This is a genomic window from Paractinoplanes pyxinae (assembly GCF_026626335.1).
Lineage (GTDB): Bacteria > Actinomycetota > Actinomycetes > Mycobacteriales > Micromonosporaceae > Actinoplanes > Actinoplanes pyxinae.
Genome location: NZ_JAPNTZ010000006.1, coordinates 25,981 through 45,015, shown reverse-complemented (window position 1 = coordinate 45,015; position 19,035 = coordinate 25,981). Strand labels below are relative to the sequence as shown.

The following is a 19,035-nucleotide window of genomic DNA, read 5'->3' as shown; positions in this document are numbered from 1 at the left end:
GCCGGCCCGATTCTGCAGGGATGGACGGTCACCTTCTGCGCGACAAAGTCGTGCTGGTCAGCGGAGGCACGCGAGGCATCGGGGCCGGCATCGCCGCGGCGGCGCTGCGCGAAGGCGCGTCGGTCGTGGTGAGCGGGAGGCGGGCGCCGGCTGGGTCGGGGGCTTATTTCGTACGGTGTGACGTCTCGGACGTGGAAAGCGGGCGAGCAGCCGTCGCGGCCACCGTGGACCGCCACGGCCGGATCGACTGCCTGGTCAACGCGGCCGGCCTGACCACGCGTGGCACCCTGCTCGACACCACGCCGGAGCTGTTCGACGAACACGTGGCGGTCAACCTGCGCGGCCCGTTCTTCCTGATGCAGGCGGCCGTCCAGGACATGCTGCGGCGCGGCGCCCCCGGCACGATCGTCAACATCATCTCGTCGTCCGAGCTGGGCGGCCAGCCGTACCTGGCCCCCTACGTGGCGGCCAAGGCGGGGCTGGCCGGCCTCACCCGCAACGCCGCCCACGCCCACCGCTTCGACCGGATCCGCATCAACGGCCTCGACATCGGCTGGACCGACACCGAGGGCGAAGACCAGATCCAGCGCCGCTTCCACAACGCGGACGACGACTGGCGGGAAAGGGCGGCCGAGAAGCTGCCGATGGGCAAGCTGGCCCAGGTCGACGAGATAGCCGACTTCGTCGTCTTCCTGCTTTCCCCGCGCAGCGGAGTGGTGACCGGCTCGATCCTCGACTGGGACCAACAGGTCTTCGGCGCCACCGACTGAAACGCCTCGCCAGTTCGGCGTGCTATCCGGAAAGCGGCAACTTGCGGCGGCGTTTCTGCTCGTCCATTCCGGAAATCAGCTCCGCCTTGAGGGCTGCCGGATCAGCGATCAGACGATTGCGAAAGGCGCCGGCCTGCTCATGCAGCCTGCGCACCCAGTCGCGATCATCGGTCGGATGAGCATCGATTGCCTCTTGGACCGCACGGGCCGCCCGTTCAGCGTCTTCGGGGCGTTCGAGGATGACGGCGGTAGCAGCCTGGCGGTAGAGAATGTGCGGATTGCCGAGTTGGTTCGGATGATCGGCGTTGTAGCGCCGGCAGAGATCGAAGTAACCCTCCAAGCTCCCGTTCTCGGTGATGTAGGGGAGAACGGTCTCGACGACGGCGCCGGCCAAGTCGTGCATGTACTTCTCAGCTTCGGACTCATGGAAGCTCAGGCGGTGATAGGGAAAGACGCCGGGGACGTAGCTGCCGGGCGCCACCGTCCACGCCGCCGGCTCGTAGTCCAAGGGCATGAAGAGGGGTTCCAGAATTATGCCGAGGGTGCGGTCGTTGGCCCCGACGCCGCGCGCGATGAATCCGAATGGACGGAGGATGAGGGTCGCGGTCAGGACCTGCCATTCACCGGGAAGAATCGGGATCGCATATTTGCGCGCCGCGGTCTTCCACACGTTTCGGCGCCTCTTCGCGGGAGTCGATGGGTAGGCGTCGCCGGCGGAATCCGTCATCTCACCAGAATTCCGGATGGCGGCTTCGGGCGGGGCTCGGACCGAGAATTTCGATGCGGAGGTTGCCGCGCCGCAGTGATCGGGGCGATAAGGTTCGCGGCCGGTGAGCGCCGACCCCGCCGCGGCCGTGCAAGAAGTCGGCGCCGGCTTCGGGGAGATCACCGTGTCGCGACGGTTGGGCGACGGTCCGCGGCGGGTCACCACCAAGCGGGTCGCGTCGCGGGAAGGCCGGCAGTGGCTGCGGGCGGAGGTGGCCGAGCTGCCGGCCAACCTCAAGCTGATCACGGGCCGGCTCGACAAGACCGGCATGATGGTCGGCGCCAGCTTCAACGGCTACGTCGCCACTTACGCGGAGTCGCCCGGATGGGTGCAACTCCGGGCAACTGTCAACCGGTCGAAGTTCATCACCATGCAACAGCGCTGGGTGGACTTCGTGTTCTCGTTCGCCGATCGGGTCGACCCCGGGTACGGCCAAGTGACTTACTCGTACGACCGGGGAAAGTCCGTCGTCGAGGAGACGACCCAACCGCGTACGCCGGAGAAGTGGCGCCGGAATCCGGCGATCACGATCGGACGCTGCCGGGAGACGCTGCGCGGCTACAGCTGGTTGACCGTCCTGGCCCAGGAGCTCGCGGACCGGGTGGGCGGGGCCGACACGCTGCGGGCGACCGGTGCCTTCTCGCAGGTCCGGCAGTTGGAGCGGGGAGGGGTCGGCCTGCTCGTCACCGACAACCTGCAGGACTACACGGAGCAGACGGCCGAGCCGGCGTTCCGGGTGCTCGCCCCGCTGCTGCCGCCGGGCGAGCCGTTCACGGCGTACCGATCACCGATGCGGCCTCCCGTCATCGTTGTCTCGGCTGATCCTGCGAGCGTGCCCGAAGCAGGCTGAGCCGCAGGGGATGAAGTTGCACCGCCGCCCAGACGCAGAGGGCAAGCGCGGCGAGCAGATACGCGTTGCCGGCGATGTGCTCGATGAGGCCCCACCTGTACTCGCGGGTTTCTCCCCACGGCGGCCACACGAACGGGCGGGCCAGGAACACGGCGGTCCACACGATGCTGGCCCACCGGCTGTACGTCCACAGGGCCAGCCCGATGGGCACGGCCCACACCCAGTGGTGCGACCAGGAGACCGGCGAGGCGAGCAACATGGCCAGCGCCGCGAGGCCCGTGCCGAGTACGCGGTCACCACGGCGCCACCACAGGGCGCCGACGACCACGATCGCCAGAGCGACCGGCCCGGCGACGGCGAGCCACAGCGGAGTGGACGAGGGCGCGTCCAGCAGCCGGGTCAGCGCACCGAACACCGACTGGTTGTGAGCCAGTTCCGGGGGACCGACCCGGCCCGCCGAAATGAGATTTTCGGTCCAGTACGCCTTGGCCGAGCCCGGGACGACCGCGAACCCGACCGCGACGGTGCCGGCAAAGGCCAGGACCGCCCGTCCCGCCGTGGCCCGGCGACCGACCAGTATCAGCAGCACGATGAACACGAGCGGGGTCAGCTTCACGCCGGCGGCGACCCCCACGAGCACGCCGGACCAGCGCCGTTCCGGGTGAACCAGATCGATGAGCACGGCCAGCATCAGCAGCAGGTTGATCTGGCCGAAGGTGAGGTTCTGCCAAACCGGTTCCAGCGCGAGCGCCCCCACGGTCAGCAGCGCGGCCGGCCACCCCGGAAGGGGACGCCCGAGCGCGCGCCCCACCAGCCGGATGACCCCGGCCAGCGCGCCGACCGACGCCGCCGTCCACAAGGCCGTGGCGAGCCAGAACGGAAGCGGCGCCAGCGGCACCATCGCCACCGCCGCGAAGGGCGGATAGGTGAACAGCAGAGCGGTGTCCGGGTCACGGGACCCGTAGAGCGGCAGACCGTCGAGGACCAGCCGCCCGCCGTACCGGTAGACGGAAAGATCGACGAACTCCCCGTGCACGCTCAGCTTCGCGGGCACTTCGGCCCAGGCCACCACCCCGGCCACGACGCCCGCGGCGACGATCACGGCCACGACCGGCCCGAGCCCCCGCAGCCCGCGCGACTGCCTCACCGAAACAGACGCCGGACGGGCACGTCCAGAAACAACCTCATGATCGGACCTTAGCGGGCGGCGCCGGTCCCTCCGTCCACGACCGGCCACGGCGGGTCTTCAAGAGACTCGTCCCGGTCCTGGACGGTCTTGACCGCGCCGTAAACTCCGACTGCAGCCCCGAAAACCACGAAGCAGAAGCCGAAATTGCGGTAGTTCTCCGACCTCGTGCTCGGCGCCGCGTCCGTGTCCACGTTCAGATTCGCATTGTTCTCGACATGGATGACATGGCCCCGGTAGAGGGTGACCTCCACCGGGATGGCGGGAGGGGAGCTCGGGAGCTGCCCGCTGATCGTGACGTGCGCGCGGACGCTGTGCCCGTCAACGGTCACGTCCATCTCGGTGCTGGTCAACCTGGTGACCTCGCCGGCTACCTCGGCCCGGCAATCCGCCCCGGTCAGCAGCTGACCGTGCGCACAGGTCGGAGCCTCGCGCGACCGCTCCGCCCCCACGCCGATGCGCCAGGACGCCAGCAGCAGCGCCCCGCCGACCACCCAGAAGGCCGCGGCTGACGACAACCCGATGATCAGCGGCCACGACCGCCCATCTCGCACGTCCCCACGATGCCAGACAACGGCACGTTCGCGCGGTCACGCCTCGGATCGGGTGGCGGCGTCGTCGGCCAGGCGGTGCCAGAAGTGGGCCAGGGTGGCGGCGCCGTTCAGGAGCATGTGGATGGAGACTCGTTCGTCGTCGTCGTGCCAGCGGTCTTCGGGCAGGCCGATGCCGAAGAAGAGGACGGGGGCGTCCAGCTTGCGGCTGAGCAGTTCGGCCGGGCCGCCGCCGGCGTTGCCCATGCGGCCGGGGCGCCGGCCGAAGCCGTCCTCCATGGCGGCGGCCAGCACAGCCAGGGCGGGCAGGTCTTGCGGCGTTCGGTAGGGCTCCTGCGAGATCTGCTCGGCCACCGTGAGGTCGTAGGCGAAACGGTCGTCCAGGCGGGACGCCACCCACTGGCGCAGCTGCTTCTCGACGGTGGCGGCTCGCTGGCCGGATGCCGTACGGATGCTCAGGCGCGCGGTGGCCACGGCCGGCACGGCAGCGCGGGGCAGGCCGGTCGGGTCGCCCGCCAGCAGGCCGATCACCTCGATGGCGGGGCGTTCCCACAAGCGTTCCAGCACCGTGTAGCCGTGCTCGCCGCCGATGCTTCTGGTCTCCGAGCGGGCCAGCCAGTCCTCGTCGCTGTAGGGCAGCGCCGCCAGTTCGGCCCGCCGGGCCTCGGTCAGTTCCTCGACGTCGTCGTAGAAGCCGGGGAACGTGATCCGGCCCTGGTCGTCGTGCAGCGCGCCGATCAGGGCTGACAGCTCGATCGCCGGGTTGACCGCCGGGCCGGACACCGCGCCGCTGTGCACATCGCGCAGCGGGCCCAGGACGCGCAGTTCGGCGCTCACCATGCCGCGCAGGCTGGTGCACAGGGCGGGGTGGTCGGCCCGCCAGGTCAGGGTGTCGCTGAACAGCACCAGGTCGCAGTCGAGCCGTTCGCGGTGCTGGTCGAGGGCGTCGGAGAGGTGGGCCGAGCCGCTCTCCTCCTCGCCCTCGATCACGAGCTTGAGGTTGACCGCCGGCGCCGTGCGGCCGGTGGCGGCCAGGTGGGCGCGGATTCCCCAGATGTGGCTGAGCACCTGACCCTTGGCGTCCGAGGTTCCGCGTCCGTAGAGATAGCCGTCGCGCTCCACGGCCGAGTACGGCGCCGTCTCTTCCCACTGGTGATCTTCGGTCACGCGTACGTCGTGGTGGCTGTAGATCAGCACGGTCGGCGCCCCCGGCGCCTCGCACCATTCGGCGTACACGGCCGGGGCGCCCTCGATCCGCCACACGTCGACGGTCGGGAACCCGGTCGCCCGCAGCGCCGCGGCCAGCCAGTTGGCCGAGCGGATCAGATCCGGCTCGTTCTCCGGAAGACCGTTCACCGAGCGCAGCCGCACCCAGTCGATCAGCTCGTTCACCAGCTCGTCGCGGTGCTGGTCAAGGTAGTCGCGCACGGCTGCGGACTACCCGGTATGCGCCGTTTCATACGACCGCAGGGCCTCCTCGAAGCGGCTGGCCTCCCATTTCTCGGCGACAGCCCGCCGTACGAGATCGGCCTGGGTCGGCGGCGCGAGCCCGTCGATCGGCTGGTCCCGGTCGAGGTTGGTGGGGAACGCGTAGCCCTCGGCCGAAGCGGCGATCACGTTCTCGACCGAGCCGCCGAAGTCGCGCAGCACCGGGTACAGGGCCCGCACCACGGCCGCCCGGTCGACCGTCTCCATGGCGCGGCCGAACCCGGAGGACACCTGCAGCAGGTTGGCCATCCGGCGTACGTCGGAAGATCTGTTGGTTCCCGCGCCGTGGAACAGGGCCGGGTTGAAGAAGGCGGCGTCGCCCTTCTTGAGCGGCAGCTGCACGTGATGCTCGTTGAAGTACGAGGTGAACTCGGGCTGGTGGAAGGCGATGTACCCGGCCGGGTACTTCTGCGAGTGCGGCAGATACAGCGTCGGCCCGGTCTCGATCGGCATGTCGACGTGCGCCACCGCGCCCTGCAACGTCAGCACGGGTGACAGCGCGTGAATATGGGCGGGGTAACGCAGCGCCTGCTCCTGCGACATGAAGCCCAGGTGGTAGTCGCGGTGTGCCACCTGCGCCTGGCCGCCCGGGTTGACCACGTTGACCTGCGACGTCACCTGGTAGCCGAGACCCAGCCAGGCCCGGCAGATCAGGGCGAGCGTCGCATTGTCGTAGTACGCCGCGAAGGCCGCCGGGTCGCGCAGGGCGAACTTGTCGAGCGCGCCCCACACCCGGTCGTTGGCGCCCGGCTTCGCGAAATGGTCCCCACCGCGTACGCCGGAAGCCTTCTGCTCTTCGATGATCGAGGCGAACACGGCCGTCGCGCGGTCGACCACCTCCGGCTCGAAGGCCCCGGTGAAGACGACGATGCCGGGCCCGTCACGCAGCGCCCGGATGAGTTCGCCCTGGATCTCGCGGGTGTCCGGCAGCGATCCGGGATAGATGAGCACGTTGTCGACGACGTCGGCCGCGTGCGGGTAGTCGCTCAGTTCCGTCTTCTGCTCGCAGACCGCCCGGAAGTCGTCCAGGTCGCAGTCGGCGGCGGTGAACCAGGTTGTCATGGGGTCACGCTAGGTCGCCGGGCGCCGCCGCGGGCCCTTGAGAACCCCTCAAAACCCCCTCATCGTGTACGCATGAAGCACCCCTACCGGATCCGGGAGATCGCCGTCCAGGCCGGCCTGAGCCAGGCCACTGTGGACCGGGCGCTGCACGGCCGAGCCGGGGTCCGCGAGAGCACGATCCGCGAGGTGCGCCAGGCCATCGCCGACCTCGACCGGCAGCGCGACCAGGTGCGCCTGGCCGGTCGCACGCTGCTGATCGACGTGGTCGTGCAGGCGCCTCCGCGCTTCTCGGCGGCCATCCGCGCGGCGATGGAGGCCGAACTGCCCGCCCTGCGCCCGGCGGTGTTGCGCGCCCGCTTCCATCTGCTCGACGGTTCCTCCGTACGCGAGGTCGCGTCAGTGCTGAATCGGACCGGCCGCAACGGTTCGCACGGCGTGATCCTCAAGGCTCCCGACCACCCGCAGATCGTCGCCGCCGCCGCGGGTCTGCCGGTGCCGCTGGTCACGCTGGTCACCGACCTGCCGGGCAGCCCACGCATCACGTACGCCGGTCTGGACAACCACGCGGCCGGTGCGACCGCCGCCTATCTGATCGAGCAGTGGCTGGCCGGCCGCCCCGGCGATGTGCTCGTGGTGCGCGGCCGGGGCACTTTCCGGGGCGAGGACGAGCGGGAGGCCGGCTTCCGCGCCGAGACCCGCCGCCGCATCCTCGAGGTCACCGACGACGGCGACAAGGCTGACACCGTACGGCGGGAACTTGACGCTCTTCTGTCGGTGAACCCGGCGATCCGGGCGATCTATTCGCTGTATGCCGGGGCCGGGGGCAATGCGGCAGTGGTCGAGGCATTCCGCGATCACTCGTACGACGTCTTCATCGCCCACGACCTCGACCGCGAGAACACGGCCCTGCTGCGTGCGCGCAAGCTGTCCGCCGTGCTGCACCACGACCTGCGCACCGATCTGCGCCGCGCCTGCCACGCCATTCTGCAGGCGCACGGGCTGCTGCCCGGCCCTATTCGCACCAACCCGTCGGCCGTGCAGGTGATCACTCCGCACAACGCCCCGCCGGTCGAGTTCTGACCGACAAACCTTGACCCGGACCTTGGGGTACGGGTTTAGGGTCGCGGCATGCGGGTGGGTGAGCTGGCGCGGCGAACCGGGACGACGGTGCGCGCGCTGCGCTACTACGAGGCGGCCGGCTTGGTCGTGCCGCGCCGCCTGAGCAACGGCTACCGCGAGTACGAGCCGGTCGCCGAACGCCAGGTCGCGCAGATCCGCGAGCTGATGGCCCTGGGCCTGAGCGTGGAGGAGACCCGCCCGTTCGTCGAGTCGATCGGCAACGGCGACGACGTGTGCGCGGCCGCCGTGGCCACGTTCCGCAGCACGGTCCGCGGATTGCAGCAGCGTATCGGCGAGTTGACCGCCCAGCGCGACGCGCTCGACGCGCGCATCGACGCCGCCGCACGACAGGTGATGACCGGCCCGCCCGCGGCCGGCTCCCTGCTCGGGGTGCGCCTGCCGGCGTTGCGCTTCTACGCCACCGACGGCCGCCCGGTCGATCTGGGCGATCTGGGTCCCGGCCGTACGGTCGTATTCGTCTATCCGTTGACCGGCCGCCCGGGCGTCGACCTGCCCCGCGGCCTGCTCGAGGTGGCGGGCGCCCGCGGCACCACCGATCAAGCCATCTGGCTGCGAGACCACCACGCCGAGATCCTGGCCGCCGGCGCCGCCCGCGTCTACGGCCTCTCGGCCCAGTCGACCGGCTACCAGCGCGAGCTGGCCCACCGCCTGCGCCTGCCGTACCCCCTGATTCCCGACCCCCGCCTGACCCTGGCCGCCGCGGCCGGCCTGCCCACCCTGACCACAGCCGACATGACCCTCTACGACCGCCTGACCCTGGTCATCACTGACGACGTGGTCGAGCACGTCTTCCACCCCATTCCCGACCCGGCCGCCCACCCCCTCGACGTCATGCGCTGGCTCACCCAGCACCCTCGAAATCGCATACCGTGAGCGGCATGGCTACGGAGTCGTCGTACACCATCGCGCCGCTCAGCGCCGAGACGTGGCTCGCCTTTGATGCGCTGGTGCAGCGGCACAACGGCATCTTCGGCGGCTGCTGGTGCATCTGGTTCCATCCCGACGGGCCCGAGCGCGGGCAGGGGGCGGAGGCCAACCGGGCGTTGAAGAAGGCCTACGTCGAGCAGGGCAAGGCGCACGCCGCCCTGGTGATGGACGGCGACGAGGCCATCGCGTGGGCCGAGTACGGCACCCCGGCCGAACTGCCCACCCTGCACCACCGCAAGCAGTACGACGCCACCAAGACGGCCGACCCCGACTACCGGATCACCTGCGTCTTCGTCGACAAGCGCCACCGCCGGCAGGGCGTGACGGAGCTGGCCATCACCGGCGCGCTCGACCTGATCGCCCGGGCCGGTGGCGGACGGGTCGAAAGCTATCCCCACGACCTGACCGACCAGACCAAGAAGATGTCGTCGTCGTTCCTCTACAACGGAACCCGGCGGTTGTACGAGCGGCTGGGCTTCGCCTACGACCGGCCCAAGGGCCTGAAGAACTGCGTCATGGTGAAGACGGTCGCCCCCGCTAGCTGATCTTCATGGCCCTTGCCTTCGCGGCGTCTCGAGCGGCGGGCATCTTCGCCCACTGCACGGCCACCTTGTCGATCTCGGCGCGGTTGGCGGTGGCCCAGGCGCTCAGCCGGGCGCCGCTGGCCGCGATCACTCGGGTGGACTCGGCGCCGCGGCACTTCCAGTCCGCGGCGGTGACCTGCTTCTCGAAGGCGGCCGCCTCGGCGAAGCCCTGGACGGCGGCCGGGTCTTTCACGTCGGCGGCCAGCGCCTGGTGCGGGAACTTCCGGGTGGCCCAGCCGTACGCGTCCGCGAGCTCTTGGACGCCGGGCAGGCCGGCCTTCGCCATGCAGGCGGTGTAGTCACTGCGCAGGGTCGGCGCCAGCTCTTCCTGGATCGCAAAGAGCTCGGGGACAAACTTCGTGTCGAGCGGGATCATGCCCTCGGACAGATGCTGCTCCTCGGTCGCGGTGGTGGCCGGGTTGCACTCCTTCTGAACCTTCAGCCACCGCGCGCGGGCGTGGCCGGTGAGCTTGTCCAACGCGGCATTGCCGGGCGGGCCGTCCTTGGCCATGTCAATGACGCGGCCCGCGATGCCGTACCCGTCGCGGCGTGGCGAGAAAGCCAGCACGTCACCCGGGGACACTGCCGAGGCCGTTGACGACCCAGGCGTCCACGCGGGAGCCGTGAAGGGGACACCCTTGCTGGTCATGCAGGCGCCCAGCGCGGCCTGCCAGGCGTAGTGCTGCCGCTCCTTACCCGCGTCCCGCTGCTCGGCGGTGCCGTAGATCCGGCCGACCAGATCGGAGTACACCTCGGCCCCGTCGGTGCGCACATCTGAGACGGCGGGCCGCGCACAGCCGGCGATAGCACCGACGGTGAGCGCGATCGAGGCGAGCGCCGCCACTCGAGTCATTCCCACGAAACCGTAACGACGCTCCCGGGGCTGCAGACGCGCGGTCGCGGGATGCGGTAGGCACATCGCATGACGACATCGGAGCCGGCGCGGCTGACCGTGGTGCCGCCGGGCGGCGGGCGCGTGGGCGAGCTCGGTGACATCGGCGTGCACTTCAAGCTGTGGGGTGAGGACACCGGCGGCGCGCTGGCCGTCGTCGAGCATCCGTTCCCGGTCGGCGCGCTGGTGACGCCGCACCGGCACACCCGCGAGGACGAGTACTCGATCGTCACCGAGGGCGAGATCGGCTTCCGCTCGGGCGACCGCGAGGTGGTTCTCGGGCCGGGCGGATACATCGCCAAGCCGCGCGGCGAGCTGCACGCGATGTGGAACGCCGGCCCGGCGCCGGCCCGGATGATCGAGATCATCAGCCCGGCCGGCTTCGAGCACTTCTTCCGCGAGGTGGCGGAGTTGATCGCGGCCGGACCGTCGGCGGCCGGCGATGGCGGCGACCTCGCCGAGCGCTACGGCCTGCAGTTCGGCGAGGCCGAGTGGCTGCCGGGAATCATCGAACGGTACGGCTTGAAGGCCTAGACATCACTGGCGAACGCTGATGATCGTCTTTCCCTTGATCCGGCCGGTCGGGTTGAGGGCCGCGACGGCCTCGTCGAGCGGGGCGACAGTGCCGATGTTCGTCCGCAGTCGCCCGTCGCGGACGCGCCGGACGATCTCGGTCAGCTGGGCCCGGTCGGCCTCGACGACGAAGTCGACAGCCAGGCCGTCCTCGGGCCGGGCCTCGGGCGGCCCGACGACTGACACCAGCGTCCCGCCCGCCCGGATCAGACGTGCCGATCGCTTCTGGATGTCCCCGCCGATGACGTCGAAGACCAGGTCGACCTGGCCGGCATCCTCCAAGGTGTCGTTCTCGAGGTCGACGAACTCGTGGGCGCCGAAGTCGAGCGCCTTCTGACGGTCGGCGGCCCGCCCGGTGCCGATGACGTACGCGCCGAACTCCCGGGCGAGCTGCGACACCATCGTCCCGACGGCGCCGGCGGCCCCGTGCACGAGCACGCTCTGCCCGGCTCGCAGGCGGCCGTGGTCGAACAGGCCCTGCCAGGCGGTCAGGCCCGAGATCGGCAGGCTCGCGCCGGCCGTGAAGTCCACATCGCCCGGCAGCGGGGCGAGGTTGCGGGCCTCGACGGCCACGTACTCGGCCAGGGTGCCGTCGCGATGCCAGTCCGTGAGGCCGAACACCCGCTGCCCCAGCGACAGGCCCGTCGTGCCGTAACCCAGGGCGCTGACCACGCCGGCCACCTCGTGCCCCGGGATCGGCGCGGTCCGGTCCCGGCCGGCCCGATCGGTCCACGTCGAGGGCCAGTCCGTCTCGGTCGGGACGAAACCCGACGCATGCACCTCGACGACGACGTCGTTGATCGCCGGGGCGGGTTCGGGCCGCTCCACCAGCGTCATTCCGGCCTTTCCGGCCGCCTGATCGGTCACCACGATCGCTTTCACAAGATCGTCTCCTCGGTCGAATTTCTCGCAGGTCGGGTAGCCTGGCGGCCGTGGTCGACCCGCCGGTCAGGAACGAGGGCGCCCGGCTGACCGCCCGTGGTGCGGCCACCCGGGAACGCATCGTGCGGGCGGCCGCCGAGCTGATGGCGGCCAAGGGCGTCGCCGCCACCACCCTCGACGAGGTTCGGCTGGCCAGCGGCACCAGCAAGTCCCAGCTTTACCACCATTTCGCGGCCAAGGAAGACCTGGTCCGCGCGGTCGTCGCCCACCAGGCCGGCGTGGTGCTGGACCGTCAGGAACAGTTGCTGCGCGGCGTCAGCTCGTTCGCCGGGCTGCGCCGCTGGCGCGACGCCGTGCTGCAACGCAACGAGCTGCGCAGCGGCGCCTACGGATGTGAGATCGGCACCCTCGCGGCCGAGCTGTCCGACACCGACGAGGCCGCCCGTCAGGCGCTGGCCGGCCACTTCGCCACCTGGGAGAAGCTGCTCGCCGACGGCTTCCGGCGGATGCGCGACAACGGCACCCTGCGCCCCGGCACCGACCCGGCGACGCTGTCGGTGGCGGTGATGGCCGCCGTGCAGGGCGGCTACCTGCTGGCTCAGACAGCGCACGACGCGGAACCCATGCGGGTGGCCCTGGACATGGCGCTGACCCACGTCCACACCTTCGAGGCGAACACAACTGGACTATAGAGTCCAACTCAAAGCCCGTCTAGCCGGAAGTGCTGTGCCATAGTTGGACTCAAAGGTCCAACCATTCTGGGGAGCAGCACGTGACCGGGCCGCGGGAAAACCGCAAACTCTTCGGCCTTCGCCCGGTGGAGGCGGTGGCCGGGCTCGCCCCTGAGCCTGCGTCATTCGGCCAGGGTCGCCTCGGCCACCTTCTTCAGGGCGGCGGTGACGCTGAGGTCTTCGAGCAGGCGTCGTTGGCGGGTGGCCCCGGTTCCCTCGCGGCGGATGCGGTCGAGCTCGGCGGTCACGGTGTCGAGGTCGCCGTGGCGGCGCAGCGACGGGGTGAGGTGGTCGAGCAGTTCGGCGACCAGGTCCCAGGCGGGGCGGGCGCGGCCCGTGCGCGGGTCGAGCAGCGTTCCCTCGACTCCCTGGCGGGCGGCGTTCCAGTGGGCCGCCTCCAGCACCACGTCGGGCACGACCGGCGCCGGCAGGGTGGTGTCGGCCAGGCCCCGGACCAGCGCGGCGATGAGCACGGTGTCGGCGGCTGACAGGCAGACGTCGGCCACTCGCACCTCGACGGTGGGGAAGGTGGCCGACGGGCGGGCGAACCAGAAAAGCATGCTGTGGTCCATCATCTCGCCCGAGGCGATCAGCGCTTCCACCGTACGCTCGTAGTCCTCCACCGAGGCCAGGTGCGGCCACGGTCCGAGGCTGGGCCACCGGTCGAGCTGGATCGACCGCCAGCTGGCGTAGCCGGTGTCCGCGCCCAGGAACAGCGGCGAGTTCACGGCCAGGGCCTGGATCACCGGCAGCCACGGCCGCATACGTGTGCAGATCCGCACCGCCTCGGCCGCGGAGGGCACGCCGACGTGCACGTGGCAGCCGCACACCGCCGGGTCGCGGGCAATCGGGCCGTAGTGGTCCACGATCTTGCGGAACCGGACGTCGTCCACCGGCTCGCGCACCGGCTCGGCGACCGGGGTGGCGCCCAGCGCGACCAGCCGGGCCCCGGTTCGGGTGGCCGCCGCGGCCGTCGCCCGGCGGGCCGTCAGCAACTGCTCGCGCAGCTCGTCCAGGGTCGTGCAGACGTCGGTCACCATCTCGACCATGCTCGGGCGGAACTCGCGGCGGTGCCGGTGGCGCAGCTCTGCGGGCAGCTCGGTCTGAACCTTTTCGGCCATCGGCGCGTTCTCACCGCTGTCCGGGTCGAGCAGCAGGAACTCTTCCTCGACCCCCAGGGTCAGCGGGGTCATCGCGGACGGGTGGCGCTCAGCAGCACCACGGCGATCCGCTCGGCCCGGTCGTACGCCGGACCGTCCAGCTCCTCGTCGTACACATCCGGGTCCACCTCGCGATAGGACCACGTCAGGTCCGTGCCGCTCAACCGTTCCGCCGCCGCCTCGCGCAGCGGGTCGTGGCCGTCGACGATGCCGCACCCGCTGAACAGCACGAGCGAGCCGCCGGGGGCCAGCCGCTGCGCCGCCACGTCGATGATCCGCAGCGAGAGGTCGCTGCCCTCGGGGCCGCCGCCGTCGCGGTACGTCCGTCCGGCCGGGTCGACCATGAACGGCGGGTTGGAGACGATCAGGTCGAACGAGCCGTCGACGTCGTCGAGCAGGTTGCTCGGGCAGGGAAGGACACGGCCGCGGACACCGGCCAGGGCGGCGTTGATCCGGGCGTACCGCAGTGCGTTGTCATTGATGTCGACCGCGAGCACCTCGGCCCCGGGCGCCCGCTTGGCCACCGTGATGGCGCCCGCACCGGTGCCGCAGCCGATATCCACCGCCCGCCGGACGGGCCGGCTGCTCGCGCAGGCCGCGGCGGCGTCGGCCATGCGATACGTGTCCGGGCCGAAGAACACGGAGTCGGGCGCGTCGGTCGGGAACGCCGAGTGGACGAACAGCTCTCCGTCGTACGAGGAAAAACGCACCCGGCTACGCCAGAGCTCGCCGCTCGTGTCGACCGCGTCGGCCGCCCGCAGCAGGTCGATGATCGGCGCCGGCAGCAGGCCGGGGACGAACGGCCGGCTCCAGCCGAAGACGTCGCGCTTGCTGCGGGCAACGGCGTTCCCCGTACGCCGGTTGACGCGCTCGTGGGTGGCCGGTGTGGTCGTGGTGAAGCAGTAGCCGTCCTGTTTCAGTGTCTCCCCGAGCTCCAGCAGCGCCTGATCGGTTCCGGTCAAATGATCGGCCACGGTCGTCGTCATGGGGCGCCGTGTTCCCTTCGATCGCCCGATTAATCCGGGCCGAACTCCTCCGTTCCGGAGGATGTCCGGCCCCCTTGCCGTGTGGGACGTTCGGCGTCGTGCGCACACAAACCAGGACGTTGATCGCCGGGGCGGTCGCGCTGTGCCTGGCGTCCGGGATTGTGGGTGGACTGCTGGGCGCCTGGTGGGCGCCCGGTGACCAGCCGGCGGCGGTCGCGCAGACCGCGACCGGCTGCGACGTCACCGATGTGGCCGGGCGGGTCTTCCCGTCGCTGGTCACCATCCAGGTGGCGGGGGCCGAGGGTTCGGGGCTGGGGTCGGGCTCGGTTCTCGACCGCGAGGGCAACATCCTCACCAACGACCACGTGATCTCCTCGGCGGCCGCCGGCGGCCGGATCACGGTGGACTTCGCGCGCGGCGCCGCCGGGGTGCCGGCCACCGTCGTCGGGCGCGATCCGAGCACCGACCTGGCCGTGCTGCGCGTCGCGCCCGGCGGAGCCACCCTCACCCCGATTGCCGCCGGCGACTCGTCGGCCCTGGTCATCGGTCAGCCGGTGGTGGCCGCGGGGTCGCCGCTCGGCCTGAGCAGCACGATCACCGCCGGCGTGGTGAGCGCGCTCAACCGGTACGTCGACGTGGGGCAGGGCGGGCAGCCGAGCGCGCTGGTCAACGCCGTGCAGACCGACGCCGCGATCAACCCGGGCAACAGCGGCGGCCCGCTGGTCGACTGCTCGGGCCGGCAGGTGGGCGTCAACTCGGCCGGGGCGCAGGTGCCGGGCGGCGGGGGCGGCAGCATCGGGCTCAACTTCGCCATCCCGATGGACTTCGCGCGCTCGGTGGCCGCCCAGCTCATCAGCACCGGGAAGGTCACCCACCCCAGCATCGGCGTGCTCGCCGTGACCGTGACCGACGAGATGGCCCGGGCGACCGGGCTGCCCCGCGGAGCCCTGATCGACCAGGCCCTGCCGGGGATGGGCGCGGCCCGGGCCGGTCTGCGCGAGGGCGACGTGCTCATCGACGTCGGCGGCAAGCCGGTCGACAGCGTGGACGAGATGCTGGTCGCGGTGCGGGCGCACAGCCCCGGCCAGTCGGTCCAGGTGACATACGTGCGGGACGGCAAGAAGCAATCGGCGCCTATTCCAGTCTCTGCGCTCTGAGCCGAGGGGAGAACAGCCCGTGGGCACCACCGACACCGTGCCGGCGGTCAGCACGCCGCAGAAACTGACCCTGATGACCATGACGGCGATGGTCGTCGGGTCGATGGTCGGGGCGGGCGTGTTCTCGCTGCCGCGGCGGTTCGCGCAGGAAACGGCGGTGCTGGGCTCGCTCATCGCGTGGGTGATCGCGGGCGCCGGCATGCTGATGCTTGCTTTTGTGTTCCAGACCCTTGCCGTACGCAAGCCCGAGCTGGATGCGGGCGTCTACGCGTACGCCAAAGCGGGTTTCGGCGAATATCTCGGCTTCTTCTCGGCCTTCGGCTACTGGGCGAGTTCGTGCGTCGGCAACGTCACCTACTGGGTGCTCATCATGTCGACGATCGGCACCATCGCCCCGGCTTTGGGCGAAGGGGACACCGTTCTGGCCGTGGTGTGTTCGACCATCGGCGTGTGGGCGTTCTTCTATCTGGTGCAGCGCGGGGTAAAGGACGCGGCGGTCATCAACCGGATCGTCACGGTCGCCAAGCTCGTACCCATCATCGCCTTTGTTTTTCTCGCCTTGTTCGCACTCGACCCGCAGGTGTTCGCCGACAATCTGCGCGGCGGCAGCGATCTGGGTTCGCTGTTCGACCAGGTGCGGGGAACCATGCTGGTCACCGTCTTCGTGTTCCTCGGGGTCGAGGGGGCCAGCGTCTATTCGCGGCACGCGGCCCGGCGGGAGGACGTCGGCCGGGCGACGGTTCTCGGCTTCCTCAGTGTGTTCGCCGTGTTCGCCTCGGTCACCATTGTCTCGTACGGCGTACTGCCCTATCAGGAAATCGCCCAGCTGCGGCAGCCGTCGATGGGCGGGGTACTCGAAGCCGCGTTCGGCGAATGGGGCAAGGTGCTGGTCAGCGTCGGCCTCATCGTCTCGGTGCTGGGCGCCTATCTCGCGTGGACGCTGATGGCGGCCGAGGTGCTTTACGTGGCCGCCCGCGACGACGACATGCCGCGATTCCTGGGCCGCACCAAGGGCGCCGACGTGCCGTTCAACTCGCTGCTGCTGACCACGATCCTCATTCAGGTCGTGCTGGTCATCACGTACTTCTCCGAGGACGCCTTCAATTTCGCGCTCGACCTCACCAGCGCCCTCAGCCTGATCCCGTTCCTGCTGGCGGCGGCCTACGCGGTGAAACTGGGCCGCGGCCGGGCCCTGACGATCCCGCTCATCGCCACCGCGTACACGATATTTCTGCTTTTCGCGGCCGGCCTCAAGTTCGTGCTCATCTCGTTCATCATCTACGCCCCGGCCACGATCCTGTTCGTCATGGCCCGGCGTGAGCAGGGTCGCCGGCTCTTCTCGCCGCGCGAACTGATCATCCTGGCCGTCTCGGTCGCCGGGGCGGTCGTCGGCATCGTGGCGCTCGCCGCGGGCTGGATCTCCATCTGAACCGTTGGGAGCCCAACCATGACCGAATCCACCCCCTACGGCGTCCATTCCGAGGTCGGCCGGCTGCGCAAGGTGCTCGTCTGCGCGCCCGGTCTGGCCCACCGCCGGCTCACTCCCACCAACGCCGACGACCTGCTGTTCGACGACGTCATGTGGGTCGAGAACGCGCAGCGCGACCACGCCGACTTCGTCAACAAGCTGCGCGAGCGCGGCGTCGAGGTGGTCGAGCTGCACGAGCTGCTGGAACAGACGATGGCCCTCCCGGACGCCAAGGCGTGGCTGCTCGACCGCAAGATCGTGCCCAACGAGGTGGGCCTGGGGCTGGTCGACGACACCCGCGCCTTCCTCGACTCGCTCACGCCGCGCGAGCTCGCCGTCTACCTCATCGGCGGACTGGCCACCTCGGATCTGCCGGCCGACTTCCGTTCCGGGTACGTGGCTCTGGCGCGCGAGTCGACCGGCGTACGCGAATATCTGATGCCGCCGTTGCCGAACACCCTCTACACCCGGGACACGACGTGCTGGCTCTACGGCGGGGTCACGCTCAACCCGCTCTACTGGCCCGCGCGGCACGACGAGACGCTGCTGATGAAGGCGATCTACCAGTTCCACCCGGACTTCGCCGGCGCCACCGTGTGGTGGGGCGACCCCGAGAAGGACTGGGGCCTGGCCACCTTCGAGGGCGGCGACGTGATGCCGGTGGGCAACGGGGTCGTGCTGGTCGGCATGAGCGAGCGCACCTCCCGCCAGGCCATCACCCAGGTCGCCAAGGCGCTGTTCGACCAGGGCGCGGCCGAGCGGGTCGTCGTGGCCGGCATGCCCAAGCTGCGCGCGGCCATGCACCTCGACACCGTGTTCACCTTCGCCGACCGGGACGTCGCCACGCTGTACCCGGCCATCGTGGACGGCATCCACTCGTTCTCGCTGCGGCCCAGCGACAATGCGCACGGCATCGAGTGCACCGACGAGGGCGACCGGAAGTTCGTCGACGTCGTGGCCGAATCGCTCAACCTGAAGGAGCTGCGGGTCATCGAGACCGGCGGCGACGTCTACCAGTCCGAGCGCCAGCAGTGGGACAGCGGCAACAACGCGGTCGCCCTCGAACCGGGCAAGGTCTTCACGTACGACCGGAACACGCTCACCAACACGCTGCTGCGCAAGGCCGGGATCGAGGTCATCACGATCGTCGGCGCCGAACTCGGCCGGGGCCGGGGCGGCGGGCACTGCATGACCTGCCCGCTCATCCGCGACGCCGTGACGTTCTGACCGCCGATGACCGAGCACAGCGCGCTGGTGCTGTTCCTGGCGTTGTTCGCGCTCTACAGCCCGGTCGCCGCCCTGGCGTCGTACCTGCCGATCGTCCGGCCCTACTCGGGAAGTGAGCAACTGCGGCTGGCGTCGGGGCTGACGATCAACGTCGTCGTCTTCGTGCTGGTCGCCATCTGGGTCGGCGAGCCGCTGCTCGTGCTGCTCGGGATCAGCACGGCGGCGCTGACGGCGACCGGCGGCATCGCGTTGCTGCTGGCCGCCGTGCCGCTGATGCGGGGGACCGTACCGGTCGAGTCGCCGGACGCGCCGGTGCGCGACGTGCCGTGGCGGTCGGTTCTCTTCACGCCGCTCACGTTCCCGCTGACCGTGGGCGGCACGACCTTCGCCTTCGGGGTGGCGGCGTCGGCCGAGGCGAACGACAACGGCGAGCGACTGTGGTTGTCGCTCGCCGCTCTCGCCTACGCCGTCGTCACCGGGGTGACGCTCTATCTCTCGGGACATGTCGAGCGGCGCGTCTCGCCCCGCATCGGGATGATCCTCGACCGGGTGGCCGGCATCCTGCTGACCTCGATCGCGGTGATCCTGCTGGCCAACGGGTTCACCGACCTCGTACAGGCCGCCTTGTGACCGCC

20 protein-coding genes are annotated in these 19,035 nt (G+C 70.4%); 11 read left to right on the top strand and 9 right to left on the bottom strand.

Annotation, left to right across the window (positions count from 1 at the left end; genetic code table 11):
* Positions 1-20 precede the first annotated feature (20 nt).
* Positions 21-770, top strand: a complete 750-nt coding sequence (locus OWR29_RS17370) for an SDR family oxidoreductase (RefSeq protein ID WP_267563932.1) — start codon at positions 21-23, stop codon at positions 768-770.
* A 22-nt stretch (positions 771-792) separates the two neighbouring features.
* On the opposite strand, the gene OWR29_RS17365 is transcribed toward OWR29_RS17370, so the two are convergent.
* Entirely contained in the window at positions 793-1,497 is a 705-nt protein-coding gene (locus OWR29_RS17365; protein WP_267563931.1) for a hypothetical protein, read from the bottom strand.
* 103 nt (positions 1,498-1,600) lie between these two features.
* Between OWR29_RS17365 and OWR29_RS17360 the strand changes: the two genes are divergently transcribed.
* On the top strand, positions 1,601-2,386 hold the full coding sequence (locus OWR29_RS17360; protein ID WP_267563930.1) for a type VI immunity family protein: 786 nt from the start codon (positions 1,601-1,603) through the stop codon (positions 2,384-2,386).
* On the opposite strand, the gene OWR29_RS17355 is transcribed toward OWR29_RS17360, so the two are convergent.
* Genes OWR29_RS17355 through OWR29_RS17340 form a run of 4 tightly spaced genes read right to left on the bottom strand, consistent with a single transcriptional unit; the run spans position 2,340 to position 6,673 of the window.
* Complete coding sequence (locus tag OWR29_RS17355) at positions 2,340-3,533, bottom strand: glycosyltransferase 87 family protein (RefSeq protein ID WP_267563929.1); 1,194 nt, start codon at positions 3,531-3,533, stop codon at positions 2,340-2,342. The genes OWR29_RS17360 and OWR29_RS17355 overlap by 47 nt on opposite strands.
* A 50-nt stretch (positions 3,534-3,583) precedes the next feature.
* Positions 3,584-4,126 (bottom strand): hypothetical protein, encoded by a 543-nt coding sequence (locus OWR29_RS17350; RefSeq protein ID WP_267563928.1) that lies wholly within the window; start codon positions 4,124-4,126, stop codon positions 3,584-3,586.
* Between the two features lie 36 nt (positions 4,127-4,162).
* Positions 4,163-5,551 carry a M20/M25/M40 family metallo-hydrolase gene (locus OWR29_RS17345; RefSeq protein ID WP_267563927.1) on the bottom strand — a complete coding sequence of 463 codons (1,389 nt, stop codon included), beginning with the start codon at positions 5,549-5,551 and terminating at the stop codon, positions 4,163-4,165.
* A gap of 9 nt (positions 5,552-5,560) precedes the next feature.
* Entirely contained in the window at positions 5,561-6,673 is a 1,113-nt protein-coding gene (locus OWR29_RS17340; RefSeq protein ID WP_267563926.1) for a phytanoyl-CoA dioxygenase family protein, read from the bottom strand.
* Positions 6,674-6,745: 72 nt separating this feature from the next.
* Between OWR29_RS17340 and OWR29_RS17335 the strand changes: the two genes are divergently transcribed.
* Genes OWR29_RS17335 through OWR29_RS17325 form a run of 3 tightly spaced genes read left to right on the top strand, consistent with a single transcriptional unit; the run spans position 6,746 to position 9,285 of the window.
* The gene (locus tag OWR29_RS17335; RefSeq protein WP_267563925.1) at positions 6,746-7,753 is read left to right on the top strand and encodes a LacI family DNA-binding transcriptional regulator; all 1,008 of its coding nucleotides are present in this window, start codon (positions 6,746-6,748) and stop codon (positions 7,751-7,753) included.
* A gap of 48 nt (positions 7,754-7,801) precedes the next feature.
* Complete coding sequence (locus tag OWR29_RS17330; protein ID WP_267563923.1) at positions 7,802-8,686, top strand: MerR family transcriptional regulator; 885 nt, start codon at positions 7,802-7,804, stop codon at positions 8,684-8,686.
* Between the two features lie 5 nt (positions 8,687-8,691).
* Positions 8,692-9,285, top strand: a complete 594-nt coding sequence (locus tag OWR29_RS17325; protein WP_267563921.1) for a GNAT family N-acetyltransferase — start codon at positions 8,692-8,694, stop codon at positions 9,283-9,285.
* Here the strand turns inward: OWR29_RS17325 and OWR29_RS17320 are convergent.
* Positions 9,278-10,177 (bottom strand): hypothetical protein, encoded by a 900-nt coding sequence (locus OWR29_RS17320; RefSeq protein WP_267563919.1) that lies wholly within the window; start codon positions 10,175-10,177, stop codon positions 9,278-9,280. The genes OWR29_RS17325 and OWR29_RS17320 overlap by 8 nt on opposite strands.
* A gap of 69 nt (positions 10,178-10,246) precedes the next feature.
* On the opposite strand from OWR29_RS17320, the gene OWR29_RS17315 reads away from it, so the two are divergent.
* Complete coding sequence (locus tag OWR29_RS17315) at positions 10,247-10,750, top strand: cupin domain-containing protein (protein ID WP_267563918.1); 504 nt, start codon at positions 10,247-10,249, stop codon at positions 10,748-10,750.
* 3 nt (positions 10,751-10,753) lie between these two features.
* Here OWR29_RS17315 and OWR29_RS17310 read toward each other — a convergent pair whose 3' ends face one another.
* Complete coding sequence (locus OWR29_RS17310) at positions 10,754-11,671, bottom strand: NADP-dependent oxidoreductase (RefSeq protein WP_267563916.1); 918 nt, start codon at positions 11,669-11,671, stop codon at positions 10,754-10,756.
* 50 nt (positions 11,672-11,721) lie between these two features.
* Here OWR29_RS17310 and OWR29_RS17305 point away from each other — a divergent pair, with 50 nt between their 5' ends.
* Positions 11,722-12,363, top strand: coding sequence for a TetR/AcrR family transcriptional regulator (locus OWR29_RS17305; RefSeq protein WP_267563915.1), 642 nt, complete (start codon positions 11,722-11,724; stop codon positions 12,361-12,363).
* Positions 12,364-12,524: 161 nt separating this feature from the next.
* Here the strand turns inward: OWR29_RS17305 and OWR29_RS17300 are convergent, their stop codons facing one another.
* Both OWR29_RS17300 and OWR29_RS17295 read right to left on the bottom strand, forming a co-directional pair.
* Positions 12,525-13,595: a carboxylate-amine ligase gene (locus tag OWR29_RS17300; protein ID WP_267563914.1), complete on the bottom strand. Its 1,071-nt coding sequence runs from the start codon at positions 13,593-13,595 to the stop codon at positions 12,525-12,527.
* Entirely contained in the window at positions 13,592-14,548 is a 957-nt protein-coding gene (locus OWR29_RS17295) for a methyltransferase (protein ID WP_267563913.1), read from the bottom strand. Before OWR29_RS17295 ends, OWR29_RS17300 begins: the two co-directional genes overlap by 4 nt.
* Before the next feature lie 98 nt (positions 14,549-14,646).
* Between OWR29_RS17295 and OWR29_RS17290 the strand changes: the two genes are divergently transcribed.
* The 4 genes from OWR29_RS17290 to OWR29_RS17275 are packed head-to-tail and all read left to right on the top strand — an operon-like array spanning position 14,647 to position 19,030.
* Positions 14,647-15,705 (top strand): S1C family serine protease, encoded by a 1,059-nt coding sequence (locus OWR29_RS17290; protein WP_267563912.1) that lies wholly within the window; start codon positions 14,647-14,649, stop codon positions 15,703-15,705.
* A 19-nt stretch (positions 15,706-15,724) separates the two neighbouring features.
* Positions 15,725-17,134 carry a basic amino acid/polyamine antiporter gene (locus tag OWR29_RS17285; protein ID WP_267563911.1) on the top strand — a complete coding sequence of 470 codons (1,410 nt, stop codon included), beginning with the start codon at positions 15,725-15,727 and terminating at the stop codon, positions 17,132-17,134.
* An 18-nt stretch (positions 17,135-17,152) separates the two neighbouring features.
* Complete coding sequence (locus OWR29_RS17280; protein ID WP_267563909.1) at positions 17,153-18,400, top strand: arginine deiminase; 1,248 nt, start codon at positions 17,153-17,155, stop codon at positions 18,398-18,400.
* Between the two features lie 6 nt (positions 18,401-18,406).
* On the top strand, positions 18,407-19,030 hold the full coding sequence (locus OWR29_RS17275) for a MarC family protein (protein WP_267563908.1): 624 nt from the start codon (positions 18,407-18,409) through the stop codon (positions 19,028-19,030).
* The last annotated feature ends 5 nt before the right edge of the window (positions 19,031-19,035 follow it).

Excerpts from the sequence above, each read along its gene's own strand:
- OWR29_RS17370 (WP_267563932.1), top strand. The coding sequence starts at position 21 with ATGGACGGTCACCTTCTGCGCGACAAAGTCGTGCTGGTCAGCGGAGGC.
- OWR29_RS17365 (WP_267563931.1), bottom strand. The coding sequence starts at position 1,497 with ATGACGGATTCCGCCGGCGACGCCTACCCATCGACTCCCGCGAAGAGG.
- OWR29_RS17340 (WP_267563926.1), bottom strand. The coding sequence starts at position 6,673 with ATGACAACCTGGTTCACCGCCGCCGACTGCGACCTGGACGACTTCCGG.
- OWR29_RS17335 (WP_267563925.1), top strand. The coding sequence starts at position 6,746 with ATGAAGCACCCCTACCGGATCCGGGAGATCGCCGTCCAGGCCGGCCTG.
- OWR29_RS17330 (WP_267563923.1), top strand. The coding sequence starts at position 7,802 with ATGCGGGTGGGTGAGCTGGCGCGGCGAACCGGGACGACGGTGCGCGCG.
- OWR29_RS17325 (WP_267563921.1), top strand. The coding sequence starts at position 8,692 with ATGGCTACGGAGTCGTCGTACACCATCGCGCCGCTCAGCGCCGAGACG.
- OWR29_RS17320 (WP_267563919.1), bottom strand. The coding sequence starts at position 10,177 with ATGACTCGAGTGGCGGCGCTCGCCTCGATCGCGCTCACCGTCGGTGCT.
- OWR29_RS17315 (WP_267563918.1), top strand. The coding sequence starts at position 10,247 with ATGACGACATCGGAGCCGGCGCGGCTGACCGTGGTGCCGCCGGGCGGC.
- OWR29_RS17300 (WP_267563914.1), bottom strand. The coding sequence starts at position 13,595 with ATGACCCCGCTGACCCTGGGGGTCGAGGAAGAGTTCCTGCTGCTCGAC.
- OWR29_RS17295 (WP_267563913.1), bottom strand. The coding sequence starts at position 14,548 with ATGACGACGACCGTGGCCGATCATTTGACCGGAACCGATCAGGCGCTG.
- OWR29_RS17280 (WP_267563909.1), top strand. The coding sequence starts at position 17,153 with ATGACCGAATCCACCCCCTACGGCGTCCATTCCGAGGTCGGCCGGCTG.
- OWR29_RS17275 (WP_267563908.1), top strand. The coding sequence starts at position 18,407 with ATGACCGAGCACAGCGCGCTGGTGCTGTTCCTGGCGTTGTTCGCGCTC.